Genomic DNA, 26,897 nt, shown 5'->3' on the forward strand with positions numbered 1-26,897 from the left:
ACGCTGCTGCCGAACAGGAAGCACAGACCGTGCTTGATCGGCTACGAGACTCGACACCCGCCCCGCCACCCCTAGCGCGCCTCGTTGACACCCTCTCCGTCGTCAGGGAACATCTGTGCCAGCGGATCACGTGTATCCGCAGCACGAGCCCCGAGCCGCACCGGCGCCGGGGCTCTCCTGGTTTCCGGGCCAGGGCCGAATGCTGTGCGGGTGTGCCTACCTGCGCACGGCGAGGCCGCGGCCCTCGCCCGGATCACACCTCGCACCGCCGTTCAGAGGGGGAGCGCGATGCCGCTGCGTCCCTGCCTAGGCGGCTGCGGCCGCATCACGTCGGGCACCCGGTGTCCGGGCTGCACCTCGCAGCGGAACCGCCAGCGCGACCAGCGCCGCGGGTCGTCGACCGCCCGTGGCTACGGCGCCGAGCACCAACGGGAGCGCGACGCGTGGGCACCCATCGTCGCGGCCGGGGGAGTGCGGTGCCGACGGGCCGACGCCGGCCTCTGCGTAGCCGACGACCCGGTCATCGACCCGACCGAGCCGTGGCACCTCGGTCACCCCGACGAGCAGTGCAAAGCACCAAAAGCGCCCGAACACGAGATCTGCAACGGCGGCGCCCCGAGGCGAAAAAATCGGCCCACGGGGGGTGTAGACCCAGGGGGCAGGTGAAATCTCTTCTGTACGGGTTCGGGCGCTGTTTCATGTGCGCCGCCCTCGGATTTCGCAGTTGCGGTCGACCTAGGAGGTGATCGCAGATGCCCGGACCCGCTGGCAACCCGAACGCTCGACGGCGGAACGCTCGAGTCGGCCCGGTGGTCCTCCCGGCCGAAGGTCGCAAGGGCCGGACGCCGAAATGGCCCCTGCCGGCCAACCCCAGGCTCACCGCGCGGATCAACCTCCTGCAGGACGCGATCGACGAGCTCGAGGAGCGCGAGACTCGCCGACGGCAAAGCTCGACCGGACCTCGCGAACCGCGCTGACGCGGAAGCGCGAGTCGCTCGCGATCGCCCTCGAGGAGCGCCGGGTGATCGAGGCCACCGAGAAGGAGCTCTGGTCCGAGCCTCTGGCACACGCCCCAGGCGGTCGAGTGGGAACGGCTCAAGTGGACGCGCGAGGTCGCGCAGTACGTGCGCTGGAAGGCGGCCGCCGAGGTCGGCGACCTCGACGCCGGCAAGGAGTCCCGGCAGTACGCCGACCGACTCGGCCTCTCCCCGAAGGGCCTGCGGCTGCTCATGTGGACGATCGCCGTCGACGAGGTCAAGGAGAGGCGCGACGAGCGACGCGCCTCCACCGGCACCGACGGCCCGACACCCGCGCGCCGGTTCCGGGTCGTTGCAGCGGACGAGGACGGGAGCTGACCGGTGCCGTGGCGAGGCCCTGAGGTCCCCGGGGAGTTCCCGACGCTCGGCTATCTCGCCGCGAGTCTGGATCGAGGACACGCTCCGGTTCACCGACGGACCCAAGGAGGGCGAGCCGGTCCGGCTGTACGACGAGCAGGTCCGGCACCTGCTCCACCGGTACCGCCTCCGGCCCGACGCGGTGGAGGTCGACGGGAACGACGGCTACGTGCGCTCGGGCTCGATGATCATCCGCGGCCAGAAGTGGGGCAAGGACCCGCTCATCGCGATGATCGACCTCTTCCACGCCTTCGGTCCCTGTGACTTCGCAGGCTGGGACGCCAACGGTGACCCGGTCGGCCGGCCGCACCCCTCGCCCTGGGTGTTCATCGCCGCGCTGAACGACCGTCAGACCGACAACACCTGGCTGCCGCTCAAGGCGATGGTCGAGAACTCCGGAACCGCCGACCTGGCCGGCGTCGAGATCAACCTCGACATGATCCGGCTGCCGTGCGGCAACCCCATCGAGCCTCTGACCACCACCGCGTTCCGGACGTCTCGGCGGACGTTTCACCGCTGGCTCGCTCACCGAGAACGGGCTCATGACCGACACCATGCAGAACGCCGCCACGGCCGGCGCGCGGAGTCCGCTCTCCTTCGCCCGCACCCTGATTCGATCGGTGCTCGGCATGCGCGGGATGTGGGTCGCCGCGACGAACACCTGGGACCCGACTGCGAAGTCGCACGCCCAGCGGGTCTTCGAGTCCAAGCCCTCGCGGGTCTACGTCGACGCGAAGATCTCGCGGAAGCGGGTCGACCTGGCCGACGACGAGCAGGCTGCGCGAGGAGTTGCTCTACCTCTACGGAGACTCCGCCAAGGAGGCCGGCGGACACGTCTCCGTCGGCAAGGCTCATGGAGGACTGCCGCGACACCGAGTCTGCACGGTGAGGCCGAGATCCGCCGCTTCTTCCTGTCCGAGATCCTCGCCGGCGACGAGCCTCTCTGCACCCCCGAACGGTGGGCGGCGCTCTATCGCGGCCCTGGCCACACGGACGCGCGGCCGCTCGAGGCTGGCGAAGCGATCACGCTCGGCTTCGACGGATCCCGGTCGCGCGACCGGACCACTCTCACAGCCACCAGGATCAGTGACGGCCGCGTCTTCCATCTGCGGACCTGGGTTCCCGAGTGCCTATGCGGGCCGGATGCCGACCACGAGCCGAAGGCCTGCAAGGACCGCAAGGTCCCACGCAACGAGGTCGACCAGGCCGTCACCGACGCCTTCGACGGCTATGAGGTCTGGTACCTGTTCGGCGACCCCTACAAGTGGGGCGAGTACCTCGCGCTGTGGGCCGCACGCTGGCCCAACCGAGTCGTCGAGGTGCCGACCAACGTCGAGAGCCGGATGGACGACATCCTCGAGCTCTTCGAGACCGCCAGGAACCGTGGCGAGATCACCCACGACGGCAACCCGGACCTGACTGAGCACGTCCGCAACGCCGCGATCGCCAAGGGCCGGCGCAAGGCCTCCAAGCCCCGCATCGACGACGCCGGCAACGTGATCGACCACTACCGCAAGGTCGTCAAGAAGGCCGAAGGGGTCTTCATCGACGCGGCGATCTCCATGCTCCTGTCGTTCGCCGCTCGCGCTCAGGCCATCGAAGACGGAGCCGCGCAGAACGACCCGCCACCCAGCCCGATTGGGATCTCCGGCAGCGAGATCTCCGGCCTCGAGCGCGAGGACGGCGACATGGGCGGCGTGCCGGACTGGAACAACATCCCGCTGTGAGGAGGTGCCCATGGTCGACGAGGAGGCACCGGCACCCGCCAGCCCTTTGATGACCCAGGTTCCCCAGCGCGGACTCGGCGTCGGCAACACCGGCGCGCCGACCGACTGGTGGAACTCCCTCACGCTCGAGAAGGTCCCCGAGTCGCGGTGGCCGACCGCCTACGGCGTGTACGACGACATGCTGACCAGTCCGCAGGTCGCCGGCGTGTTCTCAGCCGTCGTGCAGACCATCCTCGGTACCGGCTGGCGCCTCGACGGCACCGGGTGCGACGACGAGATCACCCAGCACTGCGCCCGCGACCTCTCAGTGCCGGTCGTCGGGTCAACGGACGAGGATGACGACAGCAGCACCCTTTCGTTCGAGGACAAGTTCTCCTGGGACGAGCACGTCGAGATCGCGATCGACGAGTACCTCCCGCTACGGGCACTCGATCTTCGAGCAGAAGGCGCAGTGGGGCGAGGACGGCCTGTGGCACCTGTCCAAGGCTCGGCTGGCGCTCAGGCCGCACGATCAGCCGCTTCAACGTCGCTCGTGACGGCGGCCTCATCTCGCTCGAGCAGAGCCAGAGCACCGGTGGCTCCCTCGTCGTTTCGGCTGCATCGGCCAAGCCGACCACCCTCCCCGTCTCGCGCGTCGTCGTGTACGTCCGCAATCGCCGCGGCGGCAACTGGCGCGGCGAGTCGCTCCTCCGGCCGGCCTACGCCCCCTGGATGATGAGCAGCCGCGCCCAGCGCATCGAGTCGATCCTCGGTGAGCGCACGGGCAGCCCCGTCGTGGTCTACGAGGGCGCCCAGGGGGAGAAGGACCTCTCCAAGGGTGAGGCGATCGCCAAGGCCGTCCGCGTCGGGCGAGAGGCCGGCGTGGCCGTGCCCTACGGCGCGAAGATCCTGCTCAAGGGAGTCGACGGCACGCTGCCCGACCTCGACAAGACCATCCGTCGGCACGACGAGCGCATCGCCGGATCCGTCCTGGCCAACTTCCTCAACCTCGGATCACAGTCCGGCACCGGCTCCTACGCGCTCGGGAGCACCTTCTTCAACGCCTTCGTCCTCGCGCTGCAGAAGATCGCGAAGGACATCGCCCGCACCGCCTCCCGCCACGTCGTCGCCGACCTGGTCCGCTGGAACTGGCCCGGCGAGCGCGCACCCCGCCTCGTCTTCGACGAGATCGGCGCACGGCGCGACGCGCTCGTGCAGGCCCTCGCGACCCTCGTGCACGCCGGCGTCCTCACCGCCGACCAGGACCTCGAGGAGTTCGTCCGCGCCGCCATCGGCATCCCCGCCCGCAAGCCGGGTGCCCCGACAGTCCGCCCCGCCCAGGAGGAATCGTGACCAAGCCCGCCGGCGTCCGCGCCCGCACCCGCACCGCCGCGGCCCTCAAGGCCGACGCCCGCCTGCTCTCGGGCGAGAAGTCCCGCGTCGCGCTCGCCGCAGTCGACGACGACACGACCGCGGCCCCCGACACCGGCACCGTCGGCGGTCTCTGGCTGTACGGCGTCGTCGGCGGCTGGTGGCGCGGCTTCGACGCCGAGTCCGTCAGCAACGCCATCCGCCAGGCTCGACGTCGACACCATCTACGTCCGCGTGCACTCGCCCGGCGGCCGCGCCTCCGACGGCGTCGCGATCAGCAACCTGCTGCGCAACCACCGAGCCAAGATCGTCGTCGTCGTCGACGGCCTGGCCGCCTCCGCGGCCTCCGTGATCGCGATCGCCGGCGACGAGATCGTGATGTGCCCCGGGTCGCAGATGATGCTCCACGACGCCTCGATCGGCACCTGGGGCAACGCCGCCCAGGCTGCGGCGCGACGCCGACTGGCTCGACGGCCAGAGCAACAACTACGCCGGCGTCTACGCGCACAAGGCGGGCGGCACCCCCGAGAGCCTGGCGTCAGGTGATGCTCGCCAACGACGGCGAGGGCACCTGGTACACCGCGGCCGAGGCGGTGGCCGCCGGCCTCGCCAACGAGGTCGGCGTCCGCATCGCCAACGGCAGCCCGCCGGTCGCTCCCGACGACGAGATCGACGAGGACGACGACGAGTACGCTCGCCCGCATCGAGCACGACCTGGCGATCCTCGAGCACGACGTCCACGCCGCCGCCCGCGCCGCCTGGCAGGGCCAGCAGCCCACCCAGCGCCCGGCGCTCCCCAAGCCCCCGACCGCGTCCGCGGGCGGGTCCACCCACACCGAAGGAGGATCTGCCGTGGCATTCAGCGACGCGCAGGCTCACCACCCTGCGGGACACGCTCGAGGCTCCCCGCGGACGCGGACGAGGCGGCCATCGTCGCCGCCGTCACGACCGTCGTCGCGGAGTCGCTCGAGGAGCGTCCCCCGTCCGACAGCGGCGTCCCCGAGGACCACGTCGTCGTGCCGAAGGCCAAGATCGCTGACCTCGAGACCGGCGCGGCCGCCGGCCTCAAGGCCGCCGAGAAGGCTCCACGTGATGGAGCGCGAGGCCTTCCTCGACGCGAACAAGTCCAAGTTCGCCGCCACCAACCGCGCCGCCTGGGCGAAGGAGTTCGACCGCGACCCCGAGGGCACGCGCAAGCACTTCGCCGAGGCGCCCGACCTGGTCCCGACCAACGAGACCGGCCACCAGGCCGACGGCGTCAACCGTGACGACGCCAACGCGGGCACGACCCTCGAGGACGTCCGCAAGAGCCCCGCCTACCAGAACTGGAGCATCTGACATGCCGGCCATCCCGCAGGTCCGCCAGACGGGCCCCAAGTCCTACCCCGCCGCGGAGACGATCGTCGGTGGCCGGGCTGGTCGAGGGCCGCACCGCCGGTGGCGGCAGCGCCGGCGTCGCCGCCGCCGGCTCCGTGAAGGTCCTCGGCGTCGCGCTCAACGACGCCGTCGCCACCCTCGTCACCGAGCCGGTCAACGGCGTGCTCGACCTGGCCCCGAAGGGGACCCGGGTCAACGTGGCCAAGAGCGTCGAGGTCCCGGTGAAGTACGCCGCGGCCGCGGCCTTCGGCGACAAGACTCGTCGCCGCCTCCAACGGGCGCGTCACCCCCGCCGGGGCGACCCCCGACGCCCGCACCATCGTCGGCGAGTGCACCCAGGTCGGCGGCGTCGCCGCGGCCGACACGGTCGCCCTGGCCTGGATCTACTGAGGAGAGACCTGATGACTCAGGCTCACCCTCGACGGCGGTCGCAAGACCACCGTCGACGACATCCGCAACAACCCGCTGATCCTGCCTGCCCGGATCCTCGAGACTGCTCGACGGGCAGTTCATCGACGACGTGCTGCTGCGCTACGAGGGCGACGCCAGCACGATCGCCTTCGAGGAGGGGGACCTCCCTGTTCCTCGACAGCGAGGTGCAGGAGCTCATCGAGTTCGAGGAGATCCCCGTCGCCGGCATGCAGCGCGGCCTGCAGCGCCTCGCGATCGCGACCAAGAAGGGTCTCGGTGTCCGCGTCTCGGAGGACATGCGCCGCGAGAACAACATGGCCGCGATCAACCGGCAGGTCACCGCCCTGGTCAACACGCTGATCCGGGCCCGGTTCGTCGCGATGCGCCAGGCTGGTGCTCAACCCGGCCATCCCCTCGATCCCGGCGTCCGCGGCCTGGGACACCTCGTCGGGCCGTCCGCGCCGCGACTTCGCCGCCGCCCAGGAGGTCATCGCCTCCGCCGGCGACGACACGGCCGGCACGACCTTCGGCTACGAGGCCGACACCACGGTCGTCCCGGGCAGCATCACCCCGGTGCTGCTCGACAACGAGGACTTCCTCAAGGTCTACCGCGGCAACATCGCTGGCGAGAGCATCGCCTACACCGGCAAAGCTGCCGCAGGACATCCTCGGGATGCTCGGCCTCAAGGCGCGGTTCTGGCCCAGCGACCGGGTGCTGGTCTGCCAGCGCAAGACGCTCGGGTTCTACACCGACCCGCGGCCGCTCGAGGTCACGCCGCTCTACCCGGAGGGCAACGGCCCGAACGGTGGCCCGACGGAGTCGCACCGGACCGACGCGACGATGAAGCGGGGCGAGGGGATCGACAACCCGCTCGCCGCGTGCTGGATCACCGGGGTGGTGACGCCCTGATGGACCTCAACGACGTGACCGCGGGCAAGTACCAGACTCGTCTCCCCGCGGTGGGACCAGATCACCTCCAAGCCGGGCGAGCCGCTCGACTACATCCGTCACCGCCGCGGCGACATCGTCGAGCTCAACGCCGAGGACGCGAAGCGCCTCGTCGCGGCGGGCGCGGTCGTCAAGCCGGGCGCCCTCGAGAAGGCCAAGGCCGAGCAGGCGCGCGAGACTCGCCGAGCGCGCGGCAGCCGACTACCGGGCCATCCTCGCCGGCCTGCCGGAGGACGTCCGGTCCGAGGTCGCGCCCGAGACCGTGCCGCAGACCCCGCAGGGCGGGGACGGCGGCGACAACGGCGGCGGTGACCGGGTCGAGGACGTCCTGGCCAGCGTCGGCAACGACGCCGACAAGGCCCAGGCCGCGCTCGATGCCGAGAAGGCGAAGGACAAGCCGCGGAGCACCCTCGTCGCCAAGCTCGAGAACATCGTCGCCGCGGCGGCGGGTGCCTGATGTTCACCACGACGACGCTGACCTTCGTTCGCACCAAGACCGGTGTCGTCAAGGTCGCCGCTGGGGAGCGCGTCCCGACGGACGCACTCCCCAGCGCGATCGAGCGGCTCCTGTCCCTCGGCGCCATCGTCGAGGAGCAGGGGCCCCCGCCGGCCACGGCTGACGAGATCCTCGCCGCGGTCGGTGACGACCCGCTCAAGGCACAGGAGTACCTCGACGCCGAGCGCACTCGGTCGAAGCCTCGCGCCGGCCTGATCGCCCGGCTCGAGGCGATCTTGGCCGCCGCCCAGACATCCACCGACCCCGAGGTCGAGGACCCCGAGGCCTGAGCGTGGCGCTCGACGGCATGCTCGACGAGATCGACGAGACGAAGATCAAGGGGCTGCTCCTCCGCCGTGAGGACCCCATGGTCTTCGAGGAGACGGATGTCTTCGAGGCCCGCGTCAGGGGCGCCGCCGTCGAGGTGGTGCTCCTGACGGGGGACGACCCCGACGACCTGGCCATCCGCGCCCTTGCGGTCGAGGCGATCGCCGTCCAGACCGCCTCGGCGATCGAGTACGCCGAGTTCCCCGAGCAGCAGGCCCAGGGAGACACCGGGCGCGGCTACCACCTCCACCAGCGCTACCTCGGTCTGCTGCAGCGCCTGCAGAGCCTCGTCGACGCTGGCCACGGCCCGGACGACGGGGAAGGCTCTCCCGACGACGCCGGCGCCGGTCGGCAGCTTTCCCCCGGCGTACCGGCCGATCTTCGACCCCGCGGTCCCGGAGCCCTACCAGGAGCCGTGGTGCGGCTACTGATCGACGTCGAGGTCGACGCAGCCGCCGGCCTGCTCTCGGAGATCCGCGAGCGGCTCGACGACCCGCGCGAGCTCCCTGGTCGTCCTCGGCGAGGACCTCGAGGAGTACGAGCGCGACGTGTTCGAGAGCCGTGACCACGGACAGTGGGCCGAGACCGACCAGGTGACCATCGACGCGAAGCACTCCAACAGGGTGCTCGTCGACACCGGCCACCTCCTGCAGGAGTCTCACCCGCTACAAGATCAGCGGGGAGGCCGTCGTGGTCAACCAGGGCACGGCGTACTACGGCCGCTTCCACCGCGACGGCGACCGCGGCATGGAGAAGCGCAACCCTGCACCCAAGCCCGACCAGCCGGTGCTCGCCAAGTGGAGCCGCGACCTCCTTGGGTTCGTCGTTACGGGACGTCGACCGTGACCACCATCATCTCCGTCGACCAGGCTGTGCACGGCCGCCGAGCGGCTCCTGGTGGACCGGCTGCCGGCGGTGCTCGAGCACCCGAACGTCGTCGAGTCTCGTCGGTGACGACGCCCGTCACTACGAGCAGGACAAGATCTCGACCTGGCAGCAGCTCCCGAGCATCGAGGCGCTGTCGGAGGCCAGGCTCCCCGCTGGCGCGATCGCGTCTGCCGGACTCGTCGAGCCGCCGCGGTACAGCCGCGCGAAGTACGCCTGGGAGACCACCTGGCGCATCGCGATCGGCGTCTACGTCCGCGGCCGCGACCACGACAACACCCAGGCGCGCGTGCGCAACTGGCTCGCGATCACCCGGCTGGCTCTCCGCACCGACCCCAGCCTCGGCGGCATCGCTACCGGCCTCGAGTGGGCCGGCGAGGAACACCGTCTCCTGCCCAACCGCAACCAGGCCCGGACGATCGCCGCCGGCGCGCTGGCCATCAACGTCTCGGCCGACATGGTCGGCGACCTTATCCCCACCGACGGCACCTGGCCGCCGGTGACATCCACCCATCCGACTCTGTCGGTCAAGCAGTAGGAGGAACCGTGGCGCGACCCCAGATCGTCGTCAACGTGGCAGCGGCGCTCCAGCGCCGAGGTACCCCCACCGACACCGGCGTCGCCTTCCTGGTGTACGCCGGTGCCACCGGGCCCAGCGACCCCATCCAGTGCTACTCCAAGGCGGACGCGCTGGCCGCGGCCGTCCCCGAGACCCAGGCGACCTGGGTCGGTGACTGTCTCAACCAGGGGGCGCCCAGCGTGTGGGTCCTCCGCGCGGCCGCCGCCGACGCGAGCGCGGTCACCGAGGCCGAGTGGACCACCGCCCTGAGCAAGATCGGTGCGGGCTTCGGGCCCGGCCAGGTCTTCATCCCCGGAGTCTCCACCGCGGCGGCGCACGCCGCGCTCCTCGACCACGCGGACCTCTTCACCCGCTGCGTGCTCCTCGACGTCGCCGGCGACGCCACCGCCACGGCGATCGCCACCACGGCGGCCGGGCTCGCGGCTGCGCCCGGTTCCGAGCGCGCGACGATCCTCGCCGGCTGGCCCACCGTGACGGGTCCCGCCGGCACCACCCGAGACATCCCCGGCTCGGTGGTCACTGCCGGCCTGGTCGCCCGGGGCGACGCCGCCGCCGGGCACGCCAACAACGCGCCGGCCGGCAGCCAGGGACGCGGCGCGGGCTTCGTCGCCGGAGCCGTCGCGATCTCGACGGCCTTCACCGACGCCGAGCACGACACGCTCCACGACGCCGGCGTCTCGGTGTTCCGGACCATCAACAACGTCGTCCAGGCTCTACGGCTGGGTGTCGCTCTCCGACGAGCCCACCTTCCGGCAGGCTGAACTGCGGCCGCATGGCCATGCAGACCACCGCCGGCATCCGGGCGCTCAGCGAGCAGTTCCTCTTCCGGCAGGCTCGACCCCCACGGCCACCTCTTCGCCGAGGTCGAGGGTGGCCTCCGCGGCTACCTCAACCCGCTGTGGCGCAGCAACGCCCTGTTCGGCGACACCGCCGAAGACGCGTTCGACGTCGACGTCGCCGGCGTCAACACCCCGACGACGATCGCCGCCGGCGAGCTCCACGCCGCCGTCGCCGCGTCCCTGAGCCCGCACACCGAGAAGGTCGTCATCGACGTGACGACCTCCGTCGCCGAAGGAGTCACCGCATGAGCACCCAGTCCCAGTACCTCGTCACCGTCACCGTCGACGGTCGACCGATCGGCGTCTTCGACACGCGCTCCGGCGGTGAGGTCGAGGCCGACGTCCAGAAGCGGAAGGTGGGCGGCGGTCGCACCCAGACCTACCCCAGCCTTCGCCACCCCCGCCGACCTCACCGTCTCCCGCGGGTACGAGCGTGAGCGCGACCACGACCTTTCGAAGTGGCTCGAGCGCCGGTGCGGTCTCGGCCAGATGGTCGTCACCGAGCAGCCGCTCGGCACCGACGGCGCCGCCTGGGGTACGCCGAAGATCTTCACCGGGGTGCTCAAGACCGTGAACACCGGCGAGGTCGACTCCGACTCCAACGACCCCCGGATGCTCGAGACCGGCATGGTCACGGCGGACGCCACGTGATGGGCGACGAGATCACGCCCGGCATCGACGAGCAGCCGGGCGAGCAGTCCGCTGCGGCGGTGACCTCGCACCTGACGAGCCTGCGCGACCGGCGCGCCAAGGTCCGCGAGGAGCTCACCGTCGACTTCGCCGTACCGCGGTACGACCCGCCGATCTACGTGCGCTACCGGCCCCTGACCCAGGGGCAGATCACGGTCGCGAACAAGCGCGCCGAGAAGTCCAAGGACCCCAGCACCGCGGTCACTGCCAACGCGGTCCTCCGGCGGACGCCTGCATCGGCATCTTCCAGGTCGTCGGCGGCCGCGAGTTCGTCGGTCGACATCGAGGACCTCGACGGCGACTGGCCGCGCTTCGACGACAGGCTCGGCCAGCTTGCTCGGCGAGCGCGTCAACAACGCCTCGGACGCCGTCAAGGCGCTGTTCCACACCGACGGCGACATCCTCGCCACCGCCGGCAAGGCTCGCCGAGTGGTCCGGCTACTCCACCGAGGACCTCGAGCGGGAGTACCAGGGAAACTGAGGGGCGACCCGGCCGTCGAGACGGCCGCGGTCGCAGCAAGCCTCGGTCTCGACCCGCTCCGCTTCCTGGCGCTCGGCTCGGACGACGCCGCGATCTACGCCGTCGCGCTCGAGAGAGCGACCAAGATCCAGGCCGACCGCGACAAGTGGTTCGTCGACGCGATCTCGACCAAGACGGCCGGCCTCACCGCGCGCTTCATCACCAGGTGGCTCGCGCGCGCGCTGAAGGGCTGACCGACATCCCGAGGGGGTGATTCGTGGCTGAGGAAGAGGTGGGCCTCCGACTCTCGCTCAAGGATCGCCGCGAGACCGCCGCCGGCCTGCAGGAGGTCGAGGGTGGCCTCGACGACGTCGGCAACGCCGCCGACAACGCCGGCCGGAAGGCAGAGTCCTCCGGCCGGCGTTTCGCTGGTCTCCGCGGGGCGCTCGGTGCCGTCAGCCGTGGGGTCGGCTTCACGGTCAAGGTCGTCGGTGCACTCACGGTCGCCGCCGGCGCGCTCGGACTCAAGACGGCCGCTGGCATGGAGCAGGCCCGGATCGGCTTCACCACCATGCTTGGCTCTGGCAAGCGGGCCCAGGCCTTCCTCGCCAGCCTCCAGCGGTTCGCCGCCGAGACGCCGTTCGAGTTCCCGGACCTGCAGACCGCTGCCTCGTCCCTGATCTCCGTCGGTGTGCGGGCGAAGAACGTCGTGCCGATCATGCGGAGCCTCGGCAACGCGACCGCTGGCATGGGCACGGGGTCCGAAGGCATCAAGCGGGCCACCGTCGCTCTGCAGCAGATGATCGCCGCGCAGAAGGTCAGCGCGGAGGACCTCAACCAGCCTGCGCGACGCCGGCATCCCGGTCTACGACCTGCTGACCCGGGCGCTGGGCAAGAGCCGCAGTCAGATCGCGAAGGCGATCCAGGACGGCGAGTCTCGGCGCAGACGCTGTCCAGGGCATCCTCAAGGCGCTCCGGACCGGACAGGGGCTCGAGAAGTTCAACGGGATGATGGAGGCGCAGTCGCGCAGCCTCTCCGGCGTCTGGTCGACCCTCAAGGACACCGTCTCGATGGGGCTCGCTAAGGCGATCCAGCCGGCACTCCCCATGGTCAAGGACCTCGTGATCGGCGCGTCCGACCTCGCCACCAAGGCCATGCCCCGGCTGCGCGCCGGTGTCCAGTCGTTCGTCACCTGGCTGCAGAAGATGATCGACGCCTATAAGGCCGGCGGCGTGCGGGGCATCCTCGACGAGGTCAAGGGCGCCAGCGGCGAGGGGCTGTCTCGGGTCGGGTCCGCCTTCTCCAAGGTCGGCTCGGCCCTCGCCACCATCGACTGGTCCGCCTTCGGGGACGCGCTCAGCCAGGGCGCCTCCGACACCGTCAGTGTCTTCGCCGTCGTCATCGGGTTCCTCGCCGACCACGTCGACGAGACTCGCGAAGGCCATGCCCTACCTGGTCGCCGGCTTCGTCGCCTACAAGGCCGCCCAGGCCGCCGCCAACGCGCTCGCAATCCTCGCGGTCCCGATGAAGATCGCCGAGACCGCGGCCACGATCGCCCACACCCGCGCCCTCAAGGCCAACTCTGCCGCCGTGGTCACCAACCGCGGCGCCACCGCGGCGTCGGCGGCCGCCACCGCGACCAACACGGCCGCCACCAACGCCGGCGTCATCGCGAACACCCGCGCCCGCGTCGCGACGATCGCGAAGACGGCCGCAGAGAAGGCAGCGGCGGTGGCGAGCAAGGCCTGGGCTGCAGCGCAGTGGCTCCTGAACGCGGCGATGTCCGCCAACCCGCTGATGCTCGTCGTGATCGGCATCGGCCTCCTCATCGGCGCCGCGGTGTTGGCCTACAAGAAGATCGCCTGGTTCAGGGTCGGCGTCGACGTCGCCTTCAAGGCCATCGGCGCCGGAGTCGGCTGGGTCGTCGGCTTCGTCAAGCGCAACTGGCCGCTCCTCCTCACGATCATCCTCGGCCCGCTCGGCCTCATCGTGGCGCTCGTCATCCGCAACTTCGACCGGATCAAGTCCTTCGTCTCCGGCGCGATCGAGGGCACCAAGAACGCCGTCGGCCGAGGGCTGCAGTTCATGAAGACCGCCTTCTTCCGGTTCAGCCCCGTCGGCCTCGTGATCTCGCAGTGGAGCCGCATGAAGGCGGCCGCGGCCTCCGGCGCCAGCCTGGCTCGTCGGCCAGATCACGTCACTCCCGGGGCGCATCGCCGGCGTCGCGGGCAAGTTCGCCGGCGCAGGGCGAGCACTCGTCGAGGGTCTGATGCGAGGCCTCCGCAGCCTTCGGCAAGTCCGCCGCCGGGCTCGCCGGTGACATCTGGTCGGGCATCAAGGACCTCATCAACGGCGGCATCAACAAGATGAACGACGCGATCCCCAATAGCATCGGCAAGGGCCCGGTGAGCATCGACCTACCCGACAACCCGATCCCTCGTCTCGCACGAGGCGGTCCGGTCGAGGCGGGCGAGTCGTACATCGTCGGCGACCGCGGGCCCCGCCACGCCTGGGAGCCTCTTCACCCCGACGACCGACGGCTACGTGCACCCGCGGGTGCCGAGCGTCAGCCCTCCGGCGATGCCAAGCACCCTCACGCCCTCCGAGGTCGAGGCCGGCGTCCTCGGGCCGGACACGGACGTCCGCGTCGGCCGGAGCCACCCCGGAGGCCCCACGGTCATCCAGGCTGGTGGTCGACGGCAAGGTCCTCGCCGAGACGGTCGTCGACGACATCGAGGACAAGAGCGCACGAGCATGACCCGACGCCTGGTCAACCCCGTCACGATCACCCCTACGAAGCCGGCCCTGCGCGGGCTCACCTTCGACCTCACCGACGACGAGGAGATCTCCGGCGGCGTCGGCGGCTGGGAGGTCCTCGACCGACCGCGGCGCACGCCCGTCCTCGGGTGGACAGGCACGCCGACGCGGACGCTCACCATCCCGCTTGTGGTGTCGGGAATCGACGCAGCCTGGTGTCGGCGTGCACACCGCCGTCGACGGCTACTGCCAGATCATCGAGTCCTGGGGGAAACCGCACCGCCTGACCCAGGAGCCCCCCGTCCTGATGGTCGCCGGGCTCGCCCGCGTGCCGACCTCCGACCGATGGGTCATCCAGGGCATCACCTGGGGGACCTACCTCATGGGACCCGCAGCCGGGACGAACGGTCACCGGTCCACGCGGCGCGTCTACCAGGAGTTCAGCCTGCAGGCTCGAGCGCTACACGGCGCCGAGTCTCACCCCTGGCCCTGCAGCGCGCGCCAGGCAGCGGACCAAGGCGACCAAGGCGACGAAGTCGACCAAGAAGAGCAAGAAGTGACCTTCGACCCGCTCTCGGTGCTCGATGAGCTCGAGCTCGTCAACGCTGGTCGCCGCCGCGGCCAGACGCTCGACATCGTCCAGGCGCTCGTCGGCCCGCCCGAGCTCTCGCTGACCACGGACGGCGCCTCCACCCTCAAGCTCACCGTCGCCGACCACCAGCGCAAGCCTCCTGCGGTACCCCTACCTCAACGAGCGCTCCTGGGCCGCCGTCGCCGGCGTCCACTTCGAGCTCGTCGCCCTCAGCAAGTCCGGTCACAACCTGACCCTCACCTTCGAGGACGCGATCGTCGCAGCGCTTCGCCGGCGCACCAAGCCTCTGTCCGTCCCGGCCGGCACCGTCACCCGCCGGCAGTTCGCTATCCGGCTCGCCCGCGAGGCCGGCGTCCCCTACCTGGTCGACCCCACCCCCAGGCCCAAGGTCCGCACGGCGCTCAAGCGGTCAGCGGGTGGGAAGAAGACCAACTCGTGGGAGATCCTCGGATCCGACATCGCCGAGCCCATCCGCTGGCGCCGGTTCTCCAACGGCAAGCGAACTCATCGTCGGCGGGGACGACTGGCTCACCACCCGCGTGTCACCGATCCCGATGCGCGAAGGCGTCGCCGGCGTGCAGTCGCTCGACTTCGACCTCGACGTCGGGAAGCGCGCATCGACGGCCAAGGCAGTCGTCGACGCCAAGGCTCTTCTCCGTCCTCCCCGGCCACCCCGCGCTGCTCGGCGACGTCGGCCCCGCCAACGGCCTGTGGGTCGTCTCCGGAGTCAACCGCAAGGCTCACCAGCCCCCGCGCCGACGTCGACCTGATCCGCGGCACTCACGCGCTCGCCGAGCCCAAGCCCAAGCGCGACACCAAGGGCCGCAGCGGCAAACGGGATCGAGGCGACAACGACTACGTCCCCGGCCGTGGTGGCAAGGACGGCGGCGGCCGATCGGGCAACGCCGCCCGCGAGCGGATGGTCAACTTCGCGCTCAGGCAGAGGGGCAAGCCCTACGTGTGGGGCGGCAGCGGGCCCAGCGGCTACGACTGCTCAGGGCTCGTGCAGGAAGCCACGCGGGCCGGCGGCAACACCCTCGGGAAGCCCTCGCGGTCGCAGTGGCAGACCTGCGTGTCGCGCGGAAAGACGATCGGAGTGCGAGACGCGCTCCATACCCGAGGCGCACTGCTCTTCCGGATCGGCGTCGGTGAGTACGACCACGTGGCCATCAGCCTCGGAGACGGGCAGCACACCGTCGAGGCAATGGGCTCGGCGTACGGATGTGGCGTCTTCGGAGGAGCCAACACCCGCACCTGGACCGGAGGAGCGATCTGGCTATGAGCCTCGGACTCGACACCCTGTTCGGCAAGCCCCCATCGACCCCCGACGAGCCCGTCACCGCACGAGTAGTCCGCCTCGACGGCGGCGCCTGGGTCGCCGTCCTCGACGGGGACCAGCGCGTGCCCATCGGGCCGTGCCGGGGGCCGGCTGGCCTCGAAGTTGGCGACGTCGTGCTGGTGCTCTTCACCAACGAACGGCCGTGGATCGCCGCCGTCGACCAGATGGGGGAGTCGTGAAGCACCTCGCGCTCCCGATCCGGGTCACCGCCAGCGGCGCACTCGCCACCGTCGACCAGGACAGCGCCGAAGACATCGCACAGTCGGCCGCCCTCCTCCTGAACACCCGCCCCGGCGAACGCCGCTCCGTTCCCGACTACGGCCTGCCCGACCCCCTATTCGGCCAGGCTCGACATCAGCGACGTCGTCGAGCGCATCACGACCTGGGAACCCCGCGCAGACCTCACCGACGCCGAGCAGATGGCCGCCGGCGCCCTCGCGCAGCTTGCAGATCCACGCCGACAGCACCGGACCCGACGGGCTCGAACCTGTCGCCGACACCGAGGGGGACTGACCATGCCCTGGGACCCGCCCGAGATCTCCACCGACCCCGACGAGGTCACCGCGACGATCCTCGACGGCCCGGCCTCCAGGCTCGTCGGCTGGGAAGCCACCGAGGGTGCCCCGGAGGTAGCGCTGGCCGAGGAGGTCGGTCGCGAGATCGCGATCCTCAACCAGACCACGGCCGAGGTCCTGCAGGCTGGCGGTCGCAGGCATGGGTGAGACCGTCTTCGGCTTCCCGGCGTTCACCGGCACCGCGGCAAGCATCGTCGTCGAGCCTGGCCGTCAACACCTCCCTCGGCGACACCGTCCCGGACGGATTCACAGTCGTCGGCGTCAACGGCGACGGCACCGACGTCGCCTTCGAGCTCGCCGACGCAATCGTGGTCTCTCCCGGGACGACCACGCTGGACGTCACGATGCACGCAGCCGAGGCCGGCTCCGACGGCAACGGAGTCCCCGCAGGCACCCTCGTCGTGGTCACGGCGACAAGCCTCGTGCTCGCCGCGACCGCCACCACCTCGTCGTCGGGCGGCGTCGAGCCCGAGAGCCTCGAGCAGTACCTCGAGCGACTCACCAGCCTACCTCGGCACCCTCCGCCCTGGCGGCGTCAGGGCCGCCGACCTCGCGGCGCTCGCGCGCAGCGTCCCCGGCGTCGAGCGGGCCCTCGGCGTCGACCTCTTCGACCCCTCGACGCCTGGCACCCCTCAGGAGCGGACTGCCACGGTCTTCCCGATCGGCATCGACGGCATGCCGGTCGACCCGACCGTAGCCGCGCAGGTGCAGGCCGTGCTCGAAGAGGCCCGGGAGGTCAACTTCGTGCTGCACGTCGCGGAACCGACCTACACCGCCCTCAGCATCACCTACACCGCCGTCGCGGAGTCCGGTGCCGACGGCGTCATCCTCCAGGCCTCGATCAACAACGCGATCGCCGACTGGCTCCTCGCTTGGGGAGCAACTGCCGACGACCCTCAGTCCTGGGTCGACACCACCACCGTCCGGTACCTCGAGTCTCGCCCGCGTCGCCGGCGGCGTCGACGGCGTGGCCTACCTTTCCAACCTCGAGGTGAACGGAAGCACCGGCGACATCACGATCCCCGGGCCCGCAGGCTCTCCCGGCGCCGATCACGCACCCGACCACCCCGTCGACGATCGCCGGGAGCATCACGTGATCCCAGGTCCGAGCCTCACGCCGGCGCTCGTTGCCCTGCGCGTCCTCGAGGCACTCGGCCAGGCCTTCCGCGACCGCGCCGGCGAAGCGCTGCCCGACCTGGTCCAGGCGTACACCGACCCGGTCGAGCTTCGCGAACGCCCACCTCAGCGAGACCGCTCGCGGTTGGGCCGGCGCCTTCGACCTCGCAACGACGCCCGACCCGCGATGGCTCGGGAAGGCCACCGGCACCGACGTCCCGGCCGACCTCGATCAGGAGAGCGCGCGAGAGTTCATCCAGCACCGCGCGCACTGGCGTCGCGGCACCACCGCCGCGCTCGCCGCCGCGATCTCCTCCCGCCTCCAAGGCTCCCGAAGGGTCGACATCTACGAACGCGACGGATCGCCCTGGCGCGTCCGGATTCGCGTGCAGAGCGGCGACCTCGGCGACGCGACTCTGGCCGACCTCGCGGCCGCGGCGGCCCCACAGAAGCCGGTCGGGATCGTGCTGGTGTTCGAGGTCGGCGGCTCGAGCCTACGACCACCTCGCGGCCGAACACGGCACCTACGAGGAGCCTCGCAGTGGAGTTCCCGACCTACGACGCCCTCTTCGCCCACACGCCCGAGGAAGGAACCATCCCCTGATGCCGATCGAGACCACCTCCCGAGGCGGGTTCCCGTACCCCAAGCCCGGCAGCGGCCAGGCCAACAACGTCCCGGCCGACTTGAAGGCCCTCGCCGACCGAATCGCAGCGGTCGGCGCGCTCTACATCCAGGTCAACTACCTCGCCGACATGCCCGCCGCCGGCGTGCCCGGGCTCCTGTGCAACGTGCTCGCCGACGGCTCGATCTGGCACGACGACGGCACCCAGTGGCGCCGCCTTCCCCGGATGACCGACGGGCGCATCGTCGGCCTCGAGAACGGCGTGGCGGCGACCGACGCCGCCACCGTCGGCCAGGTGCCCACCCTCGCGGCTGCAGTTCCAGCAGGCCGCATGCGAAAGACGACCGCCCAGAACCTTCCCAATCTGCAGTCGACCGGCATCTCCTTCAACCAGACCACCTACCTTCGCGGCGGCGTCACCGCATCGACCGGCGGACTCACCGTGCCGGTCGCAGGCATCTACGAGGTGCACGCCCAGGCGTCCCTCGAGACCACCAGCAACGCCGGGATCATGCACGTCTCCGTGACCGGTTCGACCTACGGGTCGGTCGTCGTCGCTCGCGGCGACAACGCCCGAGAGGGCGGCGTCACCACGATGTCCGGATCGACGGAGATCCCCCTGTGCCGCCGGCAACCGAATCGGCCTCACGGTCTTCCACAGCAACGACTCCACGCGTCCTCTCGCCGAACCGCCCTACGAGACGGCGCTCTCCGTCCGCTGGACGGGTCCGCAGTGACGCGGCTCGCGCGGTACCAGCCGCCGTCGATCCCGCCGCAGGTCCTCGTCGCGCTCGTCGTGCTCTTCGCGGTCCTGTCCTTCGTCCGCGGGCTCGACTATGCCGTCAACGGCGACGTCGCCCAATCGCTCGTCGTGCTCAACGCGCTCGGCGACCTTCGCGCCTGGGGGATGGGGATCATGGCCGCCGCGGCGGCCGTTGTGACCTCCTACGCCCTCCGCCGGCACTTCCTGATCTGGATCGCCCACGTGGTCATGGCGGCCCTGCAGCCTGTGCATCGCGGTCACCGTGGCGCAGGCGATCCGCGAGCCTCGGCGTCGGCGGGTGGTCGTCGTTCGTGCTGCCCACCGGCGCGTTCCTGTGGCACGCCACCCTGGCCGCCTTGACCCGCCCCTTCCCTCGCGGGGCCGGGCATGGCACCTGACCCAAGCATCCTCGGCTCAGACATCGTCCTCGGGCCGCTCGCGTTCCTCGCCTTCATCGCGGCCGCGCTCGGATACGCCGCACGGGAGTACCGCAAGGGCCGCGAGCAGCGAGTCGAGGACGCCGTCGCGCAGCGGGACCAGGAGCGCGACGACCACGCAGCCGAGAAGCGCCGCCTCGAGCAGGACCTCGACGAGGCGCGCGCCGACGCCGTCGAGGCCAACACCCAGGCTCCGAGAGAACCAGGAGACCAACATGCGCAGCAGCAACGTCATGTTCGCCCGCCTCGTCCGAGTCTCGCGAGATGCTCGTCGAGCGCGGCGTCCTGCCCGAGGACCTCCCGTGACGACGGTCGACCAGCGCCGCCGTCGCATCGGGTGGGGCATCGGCCTCGCCTTCGCCGGTGCCGTGGTCGGCATGGTGATCGGCTGGCTCGTCGCGGCCCAGGCTCGAAGGCGAGCGTGACGCGGCTCAGCGGAACGCGCAGGAGCAGAAGGTCACCGCGGACTCGGCGCTGAACTACATGCGATCGGCGTGCTCGGCCGGTGACCCCGTCGCCTGCGACTACGTCGACAGAACTCAAGGCAGTGCCCGATCCGCCGACACCCGCCGCCGGCCCAGCAGGTCCTGTGGGGCCGGTGGGTGCCGCCGGTCGCGACGGCAGGGACGGCGTCGACGGCAGGGACGGCCGCCCCGGCAAGGCCGGCCGTGACGGTGCCGACGGTGCCGACGGTGCCGACGGTGCCGACGGTGCCGACGGAGACACCGGCGCCGATGGTGCAGCCGGCCGCGACGGCCAGAACGGCAAGGACGGCGCGCCCGGCAAGGACGGCCGCGACGGCGTCGACGGCGTCGACGGCAAGGACGGCGCACCCGGCCGCAGCCTCGACCACCTCGAGTGCGTCGACGGCCAGGCTCGTCTCGATCTTCACCGACGGCACCAGCGCACCGGTCGCCGGCGCCCCCGTCCCCAACCCGGTGTGCGTACCCCGCAACCCCACCCCAGGAGGAACCCCGTGAACTACCCCGCGCCCGCACCCAAGATGATCGCGGCCCGTCACAAGGGCGGCCGCCAGACCCCCCGCGCGATCGTCATCCACGCCACCGTCTCCCCGGACAACCCCGGCACGGCGGAGGCGATCGCGAAGTGGTGGGCCGGGCCCAACAGCCCGGTCACGTCCGCCCACTACGTGCGCGACCCGAAGGTCACGTTCCAGTGCGTCGGCGACCACACCGTCGCCTACCACTGCGGCTCGAACCAGGACACCATCGGCTACGAGCCTGTGCGACGAGCAGATCGGCGCTGCGTCCCGCTGGAAGGACGCCGACTCCCAGGCCATCATCCGCGGCGCCGCGCGCGACGTCGCGCAGCCTGTGCCTCGCCTACAAGATCCAGCCCATCCGGCCCACCGTCGCCCAGGCTCAGGGCCAAGGGCAAGCACGGCATCTACGGACACGACGACAGCCGACGCGCCTTCGGCCGCACCACCCACACCGACCCGCGCGACTTCCCCTGGGACCAGTTCCTCGCCCTCGTGCGCCAGCAGATCGACGCCATCAAGAAGGCGGCCGCCGGCGGCCCGAACTACCCCAAGGCTCGCGGCCGCCGACTTCGCCGTCTGGAACGCCAAGGTCGGCGACCGGCCCACGTTCGGTGCCGGTTCCGAGGCCGTCATGAACGGCCGCCGGTTCGGCGCCATCCTCGAGACCGGCGGCAACCGCGACGTCATCCGCGAGTACGCCGGCGACATGAAGTACTCCATCTACACCGGCAAGGGCGACGTCGGCGCCTCGACGATGATCCTCGCCAAGCACGGCAGCGGGATCACCCGCCACGGCCTGATCGACGTCGACACCGTCTGGTGGGGCCCGAAGGGCAAGGCGATCCCCGGCCGCGCGTTCCCCTGGTTCCGCTGGGTCGAGGACGGCCGCCCGTCGATGTTCATCGCCCCGCACATGCCCTGGGGCCCGACGCGGCCGCGCAACGTCAAGGCCTGGGTCGACTGCTCGAAGATGCTGCGCCACTACGCCGCGGTCTCCACCGGCTACGACCTCCTCATCGCCGGCGACCTCAACCAGGCTTCGCCAGCGTCCGCCTCCCGTACTCCATCCGCGGCACCGCGACCGCGATCGGCGCGCAGATCATCACCACCGGCGAGCCCCTCGACTACGCCCTCTGGCGCCCCGCGACCCGGCCCGTGCCGGCCGCGGCCAAGCGCCCGGTCCCGAAGGTCCGCGCCACCACCAGCGACGCCTACGAGGGGGACCACCCCGCCGTCGCCTACTCGATCGGAGCCTGCAGCATGAGCATCGTCCCCGCCCGCACCAGGACCGCCGCGAAGCGCGGCTTCATCCGCACCACCGCGCAGGCCTACGCCGCCACCCTGACCACCGGGCTGTCCGCGTCCGTCGTGCTCGGCGTCGTCACCGGCGAAGTGCAGGCTCATCCCGACGCTCGTCACCGTCGGCATCTCGCTGGCCTCCCCGCTGCTCGCCGGCGGCGCGTCGTACCTGTCGATCCTGTCGTCGGGCATCCCCGACGACTACCAGGCCAACGCCGACGAGCGCGGCCTGATCTACGGCGACACCGCCCTCGACGGCACCGAGGGGGAGTGACGTGGCTCGAGCCCGCTTCGGTGGCACCGCCGCCGACTACGTCTTCGGCATCGGTACCGCCGGCAGCCTGCGCGCCCAGCGTGCGCAGGTGACCTTCTGGGACGCCGCGACCGGCGGCGGGCGCTACACCGACCTCCTCGTCGACGGCGACCCGGCCGACACGGTCACGACGGACACCGACGGCGGCATCCCTCTCTTCGAGGGGCCCGACGGCATCGGGGAGATGTGGGCCGACGCCGGCGGCGATCGCCGAACCCGGATCCTCTCCGGGCACACCGGGGAGACCCTCGCCTCGGACGACTTCGTCGCCACGCTACTCAGCGGTCCGTCCTCTACCCGGGACCAGACTCGATGCCCGCGTCGGCGACCAGGTCGAGGCGACCGTCGGCGACCAGACCCGACACCGTCACCGCAGCCATCGCCACGGTGGGCACCGAGGTCGACCAGGTCGGCAACAAGGTCACCATGCTGCTCGAGGACGTCCTGCCGAACGAGATCATCGAAGGACGGGCCATCTTCCAGTACGGCCCGTCCCGCGGCGTCGGCGTCACGGCACAGCGGATCCACTTCAACCGGCTGCGCCGCCGCATGGGGTCCGGCTTCTACTTCAACGCCTCTGTGGGCGGCTTCCAGGTCACCGACACAGCGGCGATCGCGTTCGGCACCATCGCGACCACCTCCCGCCAGGGCGGGGCGGAGAACGAGTGGTCGCCGTCCGTCGGCCCGTCGACCTTCGTCAACAAGGACAACCAGGGCGCCGTACTCGTGCACTGGCCCTTCGGCAACAACGCCCTGTACGACGGGCGCAGCGACCGCAACAGCACCCCGGCGAAGGCCCGTGCCTCAGCCGTCAACGGCCTGCACGCGTTCACCGCCCTGTCCCGGCCTGAGATGCGCATCGAGGCCGCCTCGAACGTCAGCCTACACCCTCACCAGCGGTTCCCCCCTCGTCACGAACAACATCGCCTCCCCGTGGTACCGCGGGATGCAGGTGCAGGGTCCCGGCATCCCGGCCGGCACCTACGTCGGCGAGATGATCAACGGCGGCTTCGGCGGCTTCAAGGCTCTCCTCCAACAGGACGAGCCAGGTCGACGTCGCCGCCACCAGCTCGGGCACGGTGCTGCTGACGTTCAGCCCGGTCCACATCGGCACCTGGTCGTCGGCCAGCAACACTGCTCTGTCGGCCGGCCTGGGAGTGAAGACCACCACCGCCGGCGACGCCATCTCCTGGGTGTTCAACCTGCCCCAGCCCAGGCGGATCCACTGGTGCACGGTCGGCGTCGACGACGCCGAGTACGTCGCCGGAGGAGCGCCCTTCGGCGGCACAGGGGGCGCGGGCTACTCCATCGTCATCGACGGTGGCTCCCCGATCGTCGGCACGACGTCCGACCAGCACCGATTCGGATGGCTCGACCTCCGGTTTGGCAACCTCGCCGTCGACCTCGGCACTCTCCCGGCCGGGTGGCACGAGGTCGTCGTGACCAGGCTCCGGGGCGAACAAGATGCTGATGAACGACTGCCTGCTCGTCGAGTCGCTCACCCCCCTGACGACGGTGCTCATGAAGGAGGTGCACCTGCCGGAGGCGTACTACACCGCCAACGCGGCCACGGGAGCCTCCTGGGCCAAGACCCAGGCTCTACAACGACCTCATCGACGCCGAGGTCGGCCGCTGGCCGGCCGACCAGTCCGTGATCGCTGTCGACATCGCCGACTACGGCTACGACCGCGCCCTGCACATCTCCAACTACGACGGCGCGAACGCCCACGGCAACGACGCCTTCGAGGAGCCTCGTCACCAACGCCGTGCTGCACGAGCCTGAACCAGGCTCCCGCGCCGGCCCGGCCTCGTCTGGACCTGAGCGTCCTCCCACCAGCGTCTCGGGACCAACCACCCACCCGAAGGAGAACCGCATGACCCACGCCGTCCTCACCGGCCCGATCGCGGGCCAAGTCGCCCTGGCCGACGGCACCAAGGTCGACGTCAGCCCGCAGGTCGCCATCGTCGACACCCCCGAGCAGGCCGCCGAGGTCGCCGACCTGATCGCCCGGGAGTACGCCGCCAACGGACACCCCGACGTCGACGGCGACTTCGAGTACGTCAAGGACGCCGACGTCGTCGTCGCGCACCAGGCTCGAGCAGGAGAGCCTGACATGCCCAACATCGGCACCACGGCCGCCAACCAGGCTCTCGACGGCATGGCCAACGGCACGGTCAAGACGATGGACTTCGTCACGCTCAACTCGGCCGCCCCCGGCTCGACCGGCGCCAACGAGTCTCGCCGGCGGCGGGTACGCCCGCCAGGCCTGCACGTGGAACGCGGCCTCGGGTGGGACCAAGACCAACAGCGCGTCGATGACGTTCACGACCAACGGCACCACCCAGGTGACCCACTTCGGCACCAGGCTCCGCCTCCGCCGCCGGCACCTACGGCATCGGCGGCGCTCTCGCGTCCGGGGTGACCGCGGCGACAATCACGGTGGCCGCGGGCGCCCTGACGGTCTCCGCCACCTGAGGCTGAGGGGGCGCCGGTGGTCGTCAACGTCCAGTCGTACACCGTCGGCGACATCGCCACCCTCAACCCCAACGCGGTCGCGAACCGCCCGGCCGGAACCGCTGCAGGAGATCTCCTCGTCGCGATCGCCACCACCTTCGGCGGCACACCCAGCGGGGTCTCCTGCAGCGGCTTCACCAGCACCCAGATCTCGGGAGCGAACGCCTGGGTGCTTACCAAGACCGCCGGCTCTTCGGAACCGGCGAGCCTACACCTTCGTGCGCGCCGGCTTCAACGCCTCCACCTTCTCGGTGATCCTCCTGCGGATCGCCGATGCAGACCCCAGCACGCCCATCGACGTGCACGCCGCGGTCCTCGGGTCCGGTACGACGGCCGCCGTCCCTTCCGTCACCGCGACACGGGGCGGCCTCCTGGTCAGCGTGCTGCTCAAGGACGGCAACATCGCGCCGTCGAGCACCCCGCCCGCGGGCATGGCGCTCGGGGCCGACGACTCCGCGGGGGCGAACAGCGCGGCCGCCTACGCCACGCAGGCCATCGGCACCGGCGCGACAGGTACGAAGACCTGGACGTCTTCCTCGAGCAACGGGTACGCCGGCGTGCACGTCGTCATCAACTCCGCGCCGGCGACCGCGTCCGCGTCGGCCTCAGTCACCCTCACCGCAGCCGCGGCCGCGGCCGGCCGAGGCTCAGCAGCCGGCGCGGTCACGCTCAACGCCACCGCCGCGGGCGCTGCTGGCGCAGGCGGCGCCGCGAGCACCACCATCTCGGCGTCGGGCGCCGGGCGCGCGACCCCCGCCGCGGCGGCCCTCCTCGAGCTCACCGCCAGCGCTCCCGCCCGCGGCGTCGGCGCCGGAAGCGCGACCGTCGTGGTCGGCGCCTCCGGTGAGTCCGCCGCCCCGGGCGACGGAGGTGCGATCGTCCTCCTGCAGGCGGCAGCCGTTCCACAGGCCTCCTCGGCTGGCAACGCCGCGGTCGACGTCCTCGGCACCGCAGGACCGCGCGCCGGTGGGTCTGCGGGTGCGTCCGTCGACGTCGCCGCCTCCGGAGGTGCTCGGGCCGTCTCCGCCGGCGATGCTGTGGTCGCGCTGTCAGCCGCCGGCGACGCCGGCCGCGGGACCGCTGGGGCCGCCGGCGTCAACGTCGCGGCGGGCGCCTCCGCCACCGCGGCGGCCGCGGGGATCACCGCGCTCACCCTGACGGCGGCGGGAGGCGCGACGGTGCGGCCATCCGGGTTGGCTATCGCGGCTCTCACCGCGACAGCGACCGCAGGAGTTCCTCCGTCGGCTGGCGGCGCCGGCACCCTCAGCCTGTGGGCCGTCGCCGGCGCGACCAGCCAGGCGGCGGCAACCGCCAGCCTGCTGCTCGCCGCGACCGGGATGGCCCGAGACGGCGCACCGCGAGACAACCCCTTCGTCAATACCGCCGCCGGCGTCGTACCGACACGACGCCGCGCCGAGACCCTGCCAGCCTGCACGAGGCGCCGACCTGCTCCCACAACTGCGAACAGCCCGAATCGAGGTACCCATGGCCAGCGACCGCCGAACCCTGCGCCGCGGCGACACCGACCTCCTCGAGGTCCGCGTCGCCAACAAGACCGACCTCGTCGACCAGGAGGTCCTCATCGGCTTCGACGACGCTGGCCCGTGGCACCCCGCGACCTGGTCCGGCATCCCGGGCCCCAAGCGGATCGCCACGCTCCTCGTGAGCACCGACAACATGCCGGCCCCCGGGCTCCACGACGTCTTCGTGCGCCTCGTCGACGGCGACGAGAGCGTCACCCTGCACGCCGGGAGCGTGACCGTGCGCTGAGAGTAGCCGTGCGGCGTCCCGCCCGCCCCCGCCTCGCCTCCCGACGGAGGCTGGGCGGGGGCGGCTCTCGTCGTACCGGTGCCGTCAGGCGCCCGGGCCGCACATGGCGATGCGGGTGCCGTCGCTGGCCACGACGCGCACGACGTCGACCTTCGGGTAGTCGAAGGCGATCGTCGAGTAGCCACCGCAGATCGGTTGGGCGGCAGCCTCGGCGTCGCCGTCGTTCGCGATCTTGGTACGCACCTCGAGCCAGAGGTCGGTCGGTACGACGTCGGTCACCAGGCCGGCCCAATCGCTGCTGGCGATCCC

At 71.3% G+C, this 26,897-nt stretch carries 39 protein-coding genes; 35 read left to right on the forward strand and 4 right to left on the reverse strand.

Annotation, left to right across the window (positions count from 1 at the left end; all coding sequences use genetic code 11):
* Window positions 1–306: 306 nt before the first annotated feature.
* Window positions 307–555, reverse strand: a complete 249-nt coding sequence (locus G5V59_RS34630) for a hypothetical protein (RefSeq protein WP_278259464.1) — start codon at window positions 553–555, stop codon at window positions 307–309.
* A 254-nt stretch (window positions 556–809) separates the two neighbouring features.
* Here G5V59_RS34630 and G5V59_RS34635 point away from each other — a divergent pair, with 254 nt between their 5' ends.
* The 13 genes from G5V59_RS34635 (at window position 810) to G5V59_RS34695 (ending at window position 8,877) form a co-directional block, all read left to right on the forward strand.
* Entirely contained in the window at window positions 810–977 is a 168-nt protein-coding gene (locus tag G5V59_RS34635; protein ID WP_278259465.1) for a hypothetical protein, read from the forward strand.
* Between the two features lie 147 nt (window positions 978–1,124).
* Window positions 1,125–1,355, forward strand: coding sequence for a hypothetical protein (locus G5V59_RS34640; protein WP_278259466.1), 231 nt, complete (start codon window positions 1,125–1,127; stop codon window positions 1,353–1,355).
* 3 nt (window positions 1,356–1,358) lie between these two features.
* Window positions 1,359–1,658, forward strand: a complete 300-nt coding sequence (locus G5V59_RS34645) for a hypothetical protein (protein ID WP_278259467.1) — start codon at window positions 1,359–1,361, stop codon at window positions 1,656–1,658.
* Entirely contained in the window at window positions 1,579–2,283 is a 705-nt protein-coding gene (locus tag G5V59_RS34650) for a hypothetical protein (protein ID WP_278259468.1), read from the forward strand. Before G5V59_RS34645 ends, G5V59_RS34650 begins: the two co-directional genes overlap by 80 nt.
* A gap of 430 nt (window positions 2,284–2,713) precedes the next feature.
* Window positions 2,714–3,121 carry a hypothetical protein gene (locus G5V59_RS34655; protein WP_278259469.1) on the forward strand — a complete coding sequence of 136 codons (408 nt, stop codon included), beginning with the start codon at window positions 2,714–2,716 and terminating at the stop codon, window positions 3,119–3,121.
* A 10-nt stretch (window positions 3,122–3,131) separates the two neighbouring features.
* Window positions 3,132–3,836 (forward strand): hypothetical protein, encoded by a 705-nt coding sequence (locus G5V59_RS34660; RefSeq protein WP_278259470.1) that lies wholly within the window; start codon window positions 3,132–3,134, stop codon window positions 3,834–3,836.
* On the forward strand, window positions 3,833–4,453 hold the full coding sequence (locus tag G5V59_RS34665) for a hypothetical protein (protein ID WP_278259471.1): 621 nt from the start codon (window positions 3,833–3,835) through the stop codon (window positions 4,451–4,453). Before G5V59_RS34660 ends, G5V59_RS34665 begins: the two co-directional genes overlap by 4 nt.
* Window positions 4,450–5,739: a hypothetical protein gene (locus G5V59_RS34670; RefSeq protein WP_278259472.1), complete on the forward strand. Its 1,290-nt coding sequence runs from the start codon at window positions 4,450–4,452 to the stop codon at window positions 5,737–5,739. Before G5V59_RS34665 ends, G5V59_RS34670 begins: the two co-directional genes overlap by 4 nt.
* A 138-nt stretch (window positions 5,740–5,877) precedes the next feature.
* A complete protein-coding gene (locus tag G5V59_RS34675) occupies window positions 5,878–7,104 on the forward strand; it encodes a hypothetical protein (protein WP_278259473.1) in 1,227 nt (408 codons plus the stop codon).
* A gap of 366 nt (window positions 7,105–7,470) precedes the next feature.
* The gene (locus G5V59_RS34680; protein WP_278259474.1) at window positions 7,471–7,665 is read left to right on the forward strand and encodes a hypothetical protein; all 195 of its coding nucleotides are present in this window, start codon (window positions 7,471–7,473) and stop codon (window positions 7,663–7,665) included.
* Window positions 7,665–7,994, forward strand: a complete 330-nt coding sequence (locus tag G5V59_RS34685; RefSeq protein WP_278259475.1) for a hypothetical protein — start codon at window positions 7,665–7,667, stop codon at window positions 7,992–7,994. The genes G5V59_RS34680 and G5V59_RS34685 overlap by 1 nt, the downstream gene beginning before the upstream one ends.
* A gap of 2 nt (window positions 7,995–7,996) precedes the next feature.
* Window positions 7,997–8,596: a hypothetical protein gene (locus tag G5V59_RS34690; protein ID WP_278259476.1), complete on the forward strand. Its 600-nt coding sequence runs from the start codon at window positions 7,997–7,999 to the stop codon at window positions 8,594–8,596.
* 125 nt (window positions 8,597–8,721) lie between these two features.
* Window positions 8,722–8,877 carry a hypothetical protein gene (locus G5V59_RS34695; RefSeq protein ID WP_278259477.1) on the forward strand — a complete coding sequence of 52 codons (156 nt, stop codon included), beginning with the start codon at window positions 8,722–8,724 and terminating at the stop codon, window positions 8,875–8,877.
* Here the strand turns inward: G5V59_RS34695 and G5V59_RS34700 are convergent.
* Entirely contained in the window at window positions 8,858–9,187 is a 330-nt protein-coding gene (locus G5V59_RS34700; protein WP_278259478.1) for a hypothetical protein, read from the reverse strand. The genes G5V59_RS34695 and G5V59_RS34700 overlap by 20 nt on opposite strands.
* 18 nt (window positions 9,188–9,205) lie before the next feature.
* On the opposite strand from G5V59_RS34700, the gene G5V59_RS34705 reads away from it, so the two are divergent.
* The 14 genes from G5V59_RS34705 (at window position 9,206) to G5V59_RS34770 (ending at window position 19,611) form a co-directional block, all read left to right on the forward strand.
* Window positions 9,206–9,454, forward strand: a complete 249-nt coding sequence (locus G5V59_RS34705; protein WP_278259479.1) for a hypothetical protein — start codon at window positions 9,206–9,208, stop codon at window positions 9,452–9,454.
* An 8-nt stretch (window positions 9,455–9,462) separates the two neighbouring features.
* The gene (locus tag G5V59_RS34710) at window positions 9,463–10,257 is read left to right on the forward strand and encodes a hypothetical protein (protein WP_278259480.1); all 795 of its coding nucleotides are present in this window, start codon (window positions 9,463–9,465) and stop codon (window positions 10,255–10,257) included.
* Between the two features lie 17 nt (window positions 10,258–10,274).
* Complete coding sequence (locus G5V59_RS34715; RefSeq protein ID WP_278259481.1) at window positions 10,275–10,772, forward strand: hypothetical protein; 498 nt, start codon at window positions 10,275–10,277, stop codon at window positions 10,770–10,772.
* Window positions 10,773–10,824: 52 nt separating this feature from the next.
* Window positions 10,825–10,986: a hypothetical protein gene (locus G5V59_RS34720; protein ID WP_278259482.1), complete on the forward strand. Its 162-nt coding sequence runs from the start codon at window positions 10,825–10,827 to the stop codon at window positions 10,984–10,986.
* Window positions 10,986–11,759 carry a hypothetical protein gene (locus tag G5V59_RS34725; RefSeq protein ID WP_278259483.1) on the forward strand — a complete coding sequence of 258 codons (774 nt, stop codon included), beginning with the start codon at window positions 10,986–10,988 and terminating at the stop codon, window positions 11,757–11,759. The genes G5V59_RS34720 and G5V59_RS34725 overlap by 1 nt, the downstream gene beginning before the upstream one ends.
* Before the next feature lie 3 nt (window positions 11,760–11,762).
* Window positions 11,763–12,497 (forward strand): tape measure protein, encoded by a 735-nt coding sequence (locus G5V59_RS34730; protein ID WP_278259484.1) that lies wholly within the window; start codon window positions 11,763–11,765, stop codon window positions 12,495–12,497.
* Between the two features lie 432 nt (window positions 12,498–12,929).
* Complete coding sequence (locus tag G5V59_RS34735; RefSeq protein ID WP_278259485.1) at window positions 12,930–13,856, forward strand: hypothetical protein; 927 nt, start codon at window positions 12,930–12,932, stop codon at window positions 13,854–13,856.
* The gene (locus tag G5V59_RS34740) at window positions 13,853–14,530 is read left to right on the forward strand and encodes a hypothetical protein (protein ID WP_278259486.1); all 678 of its coding nucleotides are present in this window, start codon (window positions 13,853–13,855) and stop codon (window positions 14,528–14,530) included. The genes G5V59_RS34735 and G5V59_RS34740 overlap by 4 nt, the downstream gene beginning before the upstream one ends.
* The gene (locus tag G5V59_RS34745; RefSeq protein ID WP_278259487.1) at window positions 14,467–15,987 is read left to right on the forward strand and encodes a hypothetical protein; all 1,521 of its coding nucleotides are present in this window, start codon (window positions 14,467–14,469) and stop codon (window positions 15,985–15,987) included. Before G5V59_RS34740 ends, G5V59_RS34745 begins: the two co-directional genes overlap by 64 nt.
* Window positions 15,988–16,113: 126 nt before the next feature.
* On the forward strand, window positions 16,114–16,353 hold the full coding sequence (locus G5V59_RS34750; RefSeq protein WP_278259488.1) for a hypothetical protein: 240 nt from the start codon (window positions 16,114–16,116) through the stop codon (window positions 16,351–16,353).
* Window positions 16,354–16,593: 240 nt separating this feature from the next.
* Window positions 16,594–16,896 carry a hypothetical protein gene (locus G5V59_RS34755; protein WP_278259489.1) on the forward strand — a complete coding sequence of 101 codons (303 nt, stop codon included), beginning with the start codon at window positions 16,594–16,596 and terminating at the stop codon, window positions 16,894–16,896.
* The gene (locus tag G5V59_RS34760) at window positions 16,893–17,744 is read left to right on the forward strand and encodes a baseplate J/gp47 family protein (RefSeq protein WP_278259490.1); all 852 of its coding nucleotides are present in this window, start codon (window positions 16,893–16,895) and stop codon (window positions 17,742–17,744) included. The genes G5V59_RS34755 and G5V59_RS34760 overlap by 4 nt, the downstream gene beginning before the upstream one ends.
* A complete protein-coding gene (locus tag G5V59_RS34765; protein WP_278259491.1) occupies window positions 17,717–18,469 on the forward strand; it encodes a hypothetical protein in 753 nt (250 codons plus the stop codon). The genes G5V59_RS34760 and G5V59_RS34765 overlap by 28 nt, the downstream gene beginning before the upstream one ends.
* Window positions 18,469–19,611 (forward strand): hypothetical protein, encoded by a 1,143-nt coding sequence (locus G5V59_RS34770; protein WP_278259492.1) that lies wholly within the window; start codon window positions 18,469–18,471, stop codon window positions 19,609–19,611. The genes G5V59_RS34765 and G5V59_RS34770 overlap by 1 nt, the downstream gene beginning before the upstream one ends.
* 54 nt (window positions 19,612–19,665) lie before the next feature.
* Here G5V59_RS34770 and G5V59_RS34775 read toward each other — a convergent pair whose 3' ends face one another.
* Window positions 19,666–19,923, reverse strand: a complete 258-nt coding sequence (locus G5V59_RS34775) for a hypothetical protein (protein ID WP_278259493.1) — start codon at window positions 19,921–19,923, stop codon at window positions 19,666–19,668.
* Here G5V59_RS34775 and G5V59_RS34780 point away from each other — a divergent pair.
* The 8 genes from G5V59_RS34780 to G5V59_RS34815 all read left to right on the forward strand — a co-directional run bounded on the left by G5V59_RS34780 (window position 19,904) and on the right by G5V59_RS34815 (window position 26,588).
* The gene (locus G5V59_RS34780) at window positions 19,904–20,113 is read left to right on the forward strand and encodes a hypothetical protein (protein WP_278259494.1); all 210 of its coding nucleotides are present in this window, start codon (window positions 19,904–19,906) and stop codon (window positions 20,111–20,113) included. The two genes, G5V59_RS34775 and G5V59_RS34780, sit on opposite strands and share 20 nt — an antisense overlap.
* Window positions 20,114–20,235: 122 nt before the next feature.
* On the forward strand, window positions 20,236–22,356 hold the full coding sequence (locus G5V59_RS34785; protein WP_278259495.1) for an N-acetylmuramoyl-L-alanine amidase: 2,121 nt from the start codon (window positions 20,236–20,238) through the stop codon (window positions 22,354–22,356).
* Between the two features lie 334 nt (window positions 22,357–22,690).
* Complete coding sequence (locus tag G5V59_RS34790; protein WP_278259496.1) at window positions 22,691–23,392, forward strand: hypothetical protein; 702 nt, start codon at window positions 22,691–22,693, stop codon at window positions 23,390–23,392.
* The gene (locus G5V59_RS34795; protein WP_278259497.1) at window positions 23,383–23,958 is read left to right on the forward strand and encodes a hypothetical protein; all 576 of its coding nucleotides are present in this window, start codon (window positions 23,383–23,385) and stop codon (window positions 23,956–23,958) included. The genes G5V59_RS34790 and G5V59_RS34795 overlap by 10 nt, the downstream gene beginning before the upstream one ends.
* The gene (locus G5V59_RS34800; protein WP_278259498.1) at window positions 23,955–24,086 is read left to right on the forward strand and encodes a hypothetical protein; all 132 of its coding nucleotides are present in this window, start codon (window positions 23,955–23,957) and stop codon (window positions 24,084–24,086) included. Before G5V59_RS34795 ends, G5V59_RS34800 begins: the two co-directional genes overlap by 4 nt.
* Window positions 24,087–24,177: 91 nt before the next feature.
* Window positions 24,178–24,726 (forward strand): hypothetical protein, encoded by a 549-nt coding sequence (locus G5V59_RS34805; protein WP_278259499.1) that lies wholly within the window; start codon window positions 24,178–24,180, stop codon window positions 24,724–24,726.
* Between the two features lie 69 nt (window positions 24,727–24,795).
* A complete protein-coding gene (locus tag G5V59_RS34810) occupies window positions 24,796–25,665 on the forward strand; it encodes a hypothetical protein (protein WP_278259500.1) in 870 nt (289 codons plus the stop codon).
* A 638-nt stretch (window positions 25,666–26,303) separates the two neighbouring features.
* Window positions 26,304–26,588 carry a hypothetical protein gene (locus G5V59_RS34815; RefSeq protein WP_278259501.1) on the forward strand — a complete coding sequence of 95 codons (285 nt, stop codon included), beginning with the start codon at window positions 26,304–26,306 and terminating at the stop codon, window positions 26,586–26,588.
* Window positions 26,589–26,672: 84 nt separating this feature from the next.
* Here the strand turns inward: G5V59_RS34815 and G5V59_RS34820 are convergent, their stop codons facing one another.
* Window positions 26,673–26,867 carry a hypothetical protein gene (locus G5V59_RS34820; RefSeq protein WP_278259502.1) on the reverse strand — a complete coding sequence of 65 codons (195 nt, stop codon included), beginning with the start codon at window positions 26,865–26,867 and terminating at the stop codon, window positions 26,673–26,675.
* Window positions 26,868–26,897 lie beyond the last annotated feature (30 nt).

It is taken from the genome of Nocardioides convexus (assembly GCF_011090295.1).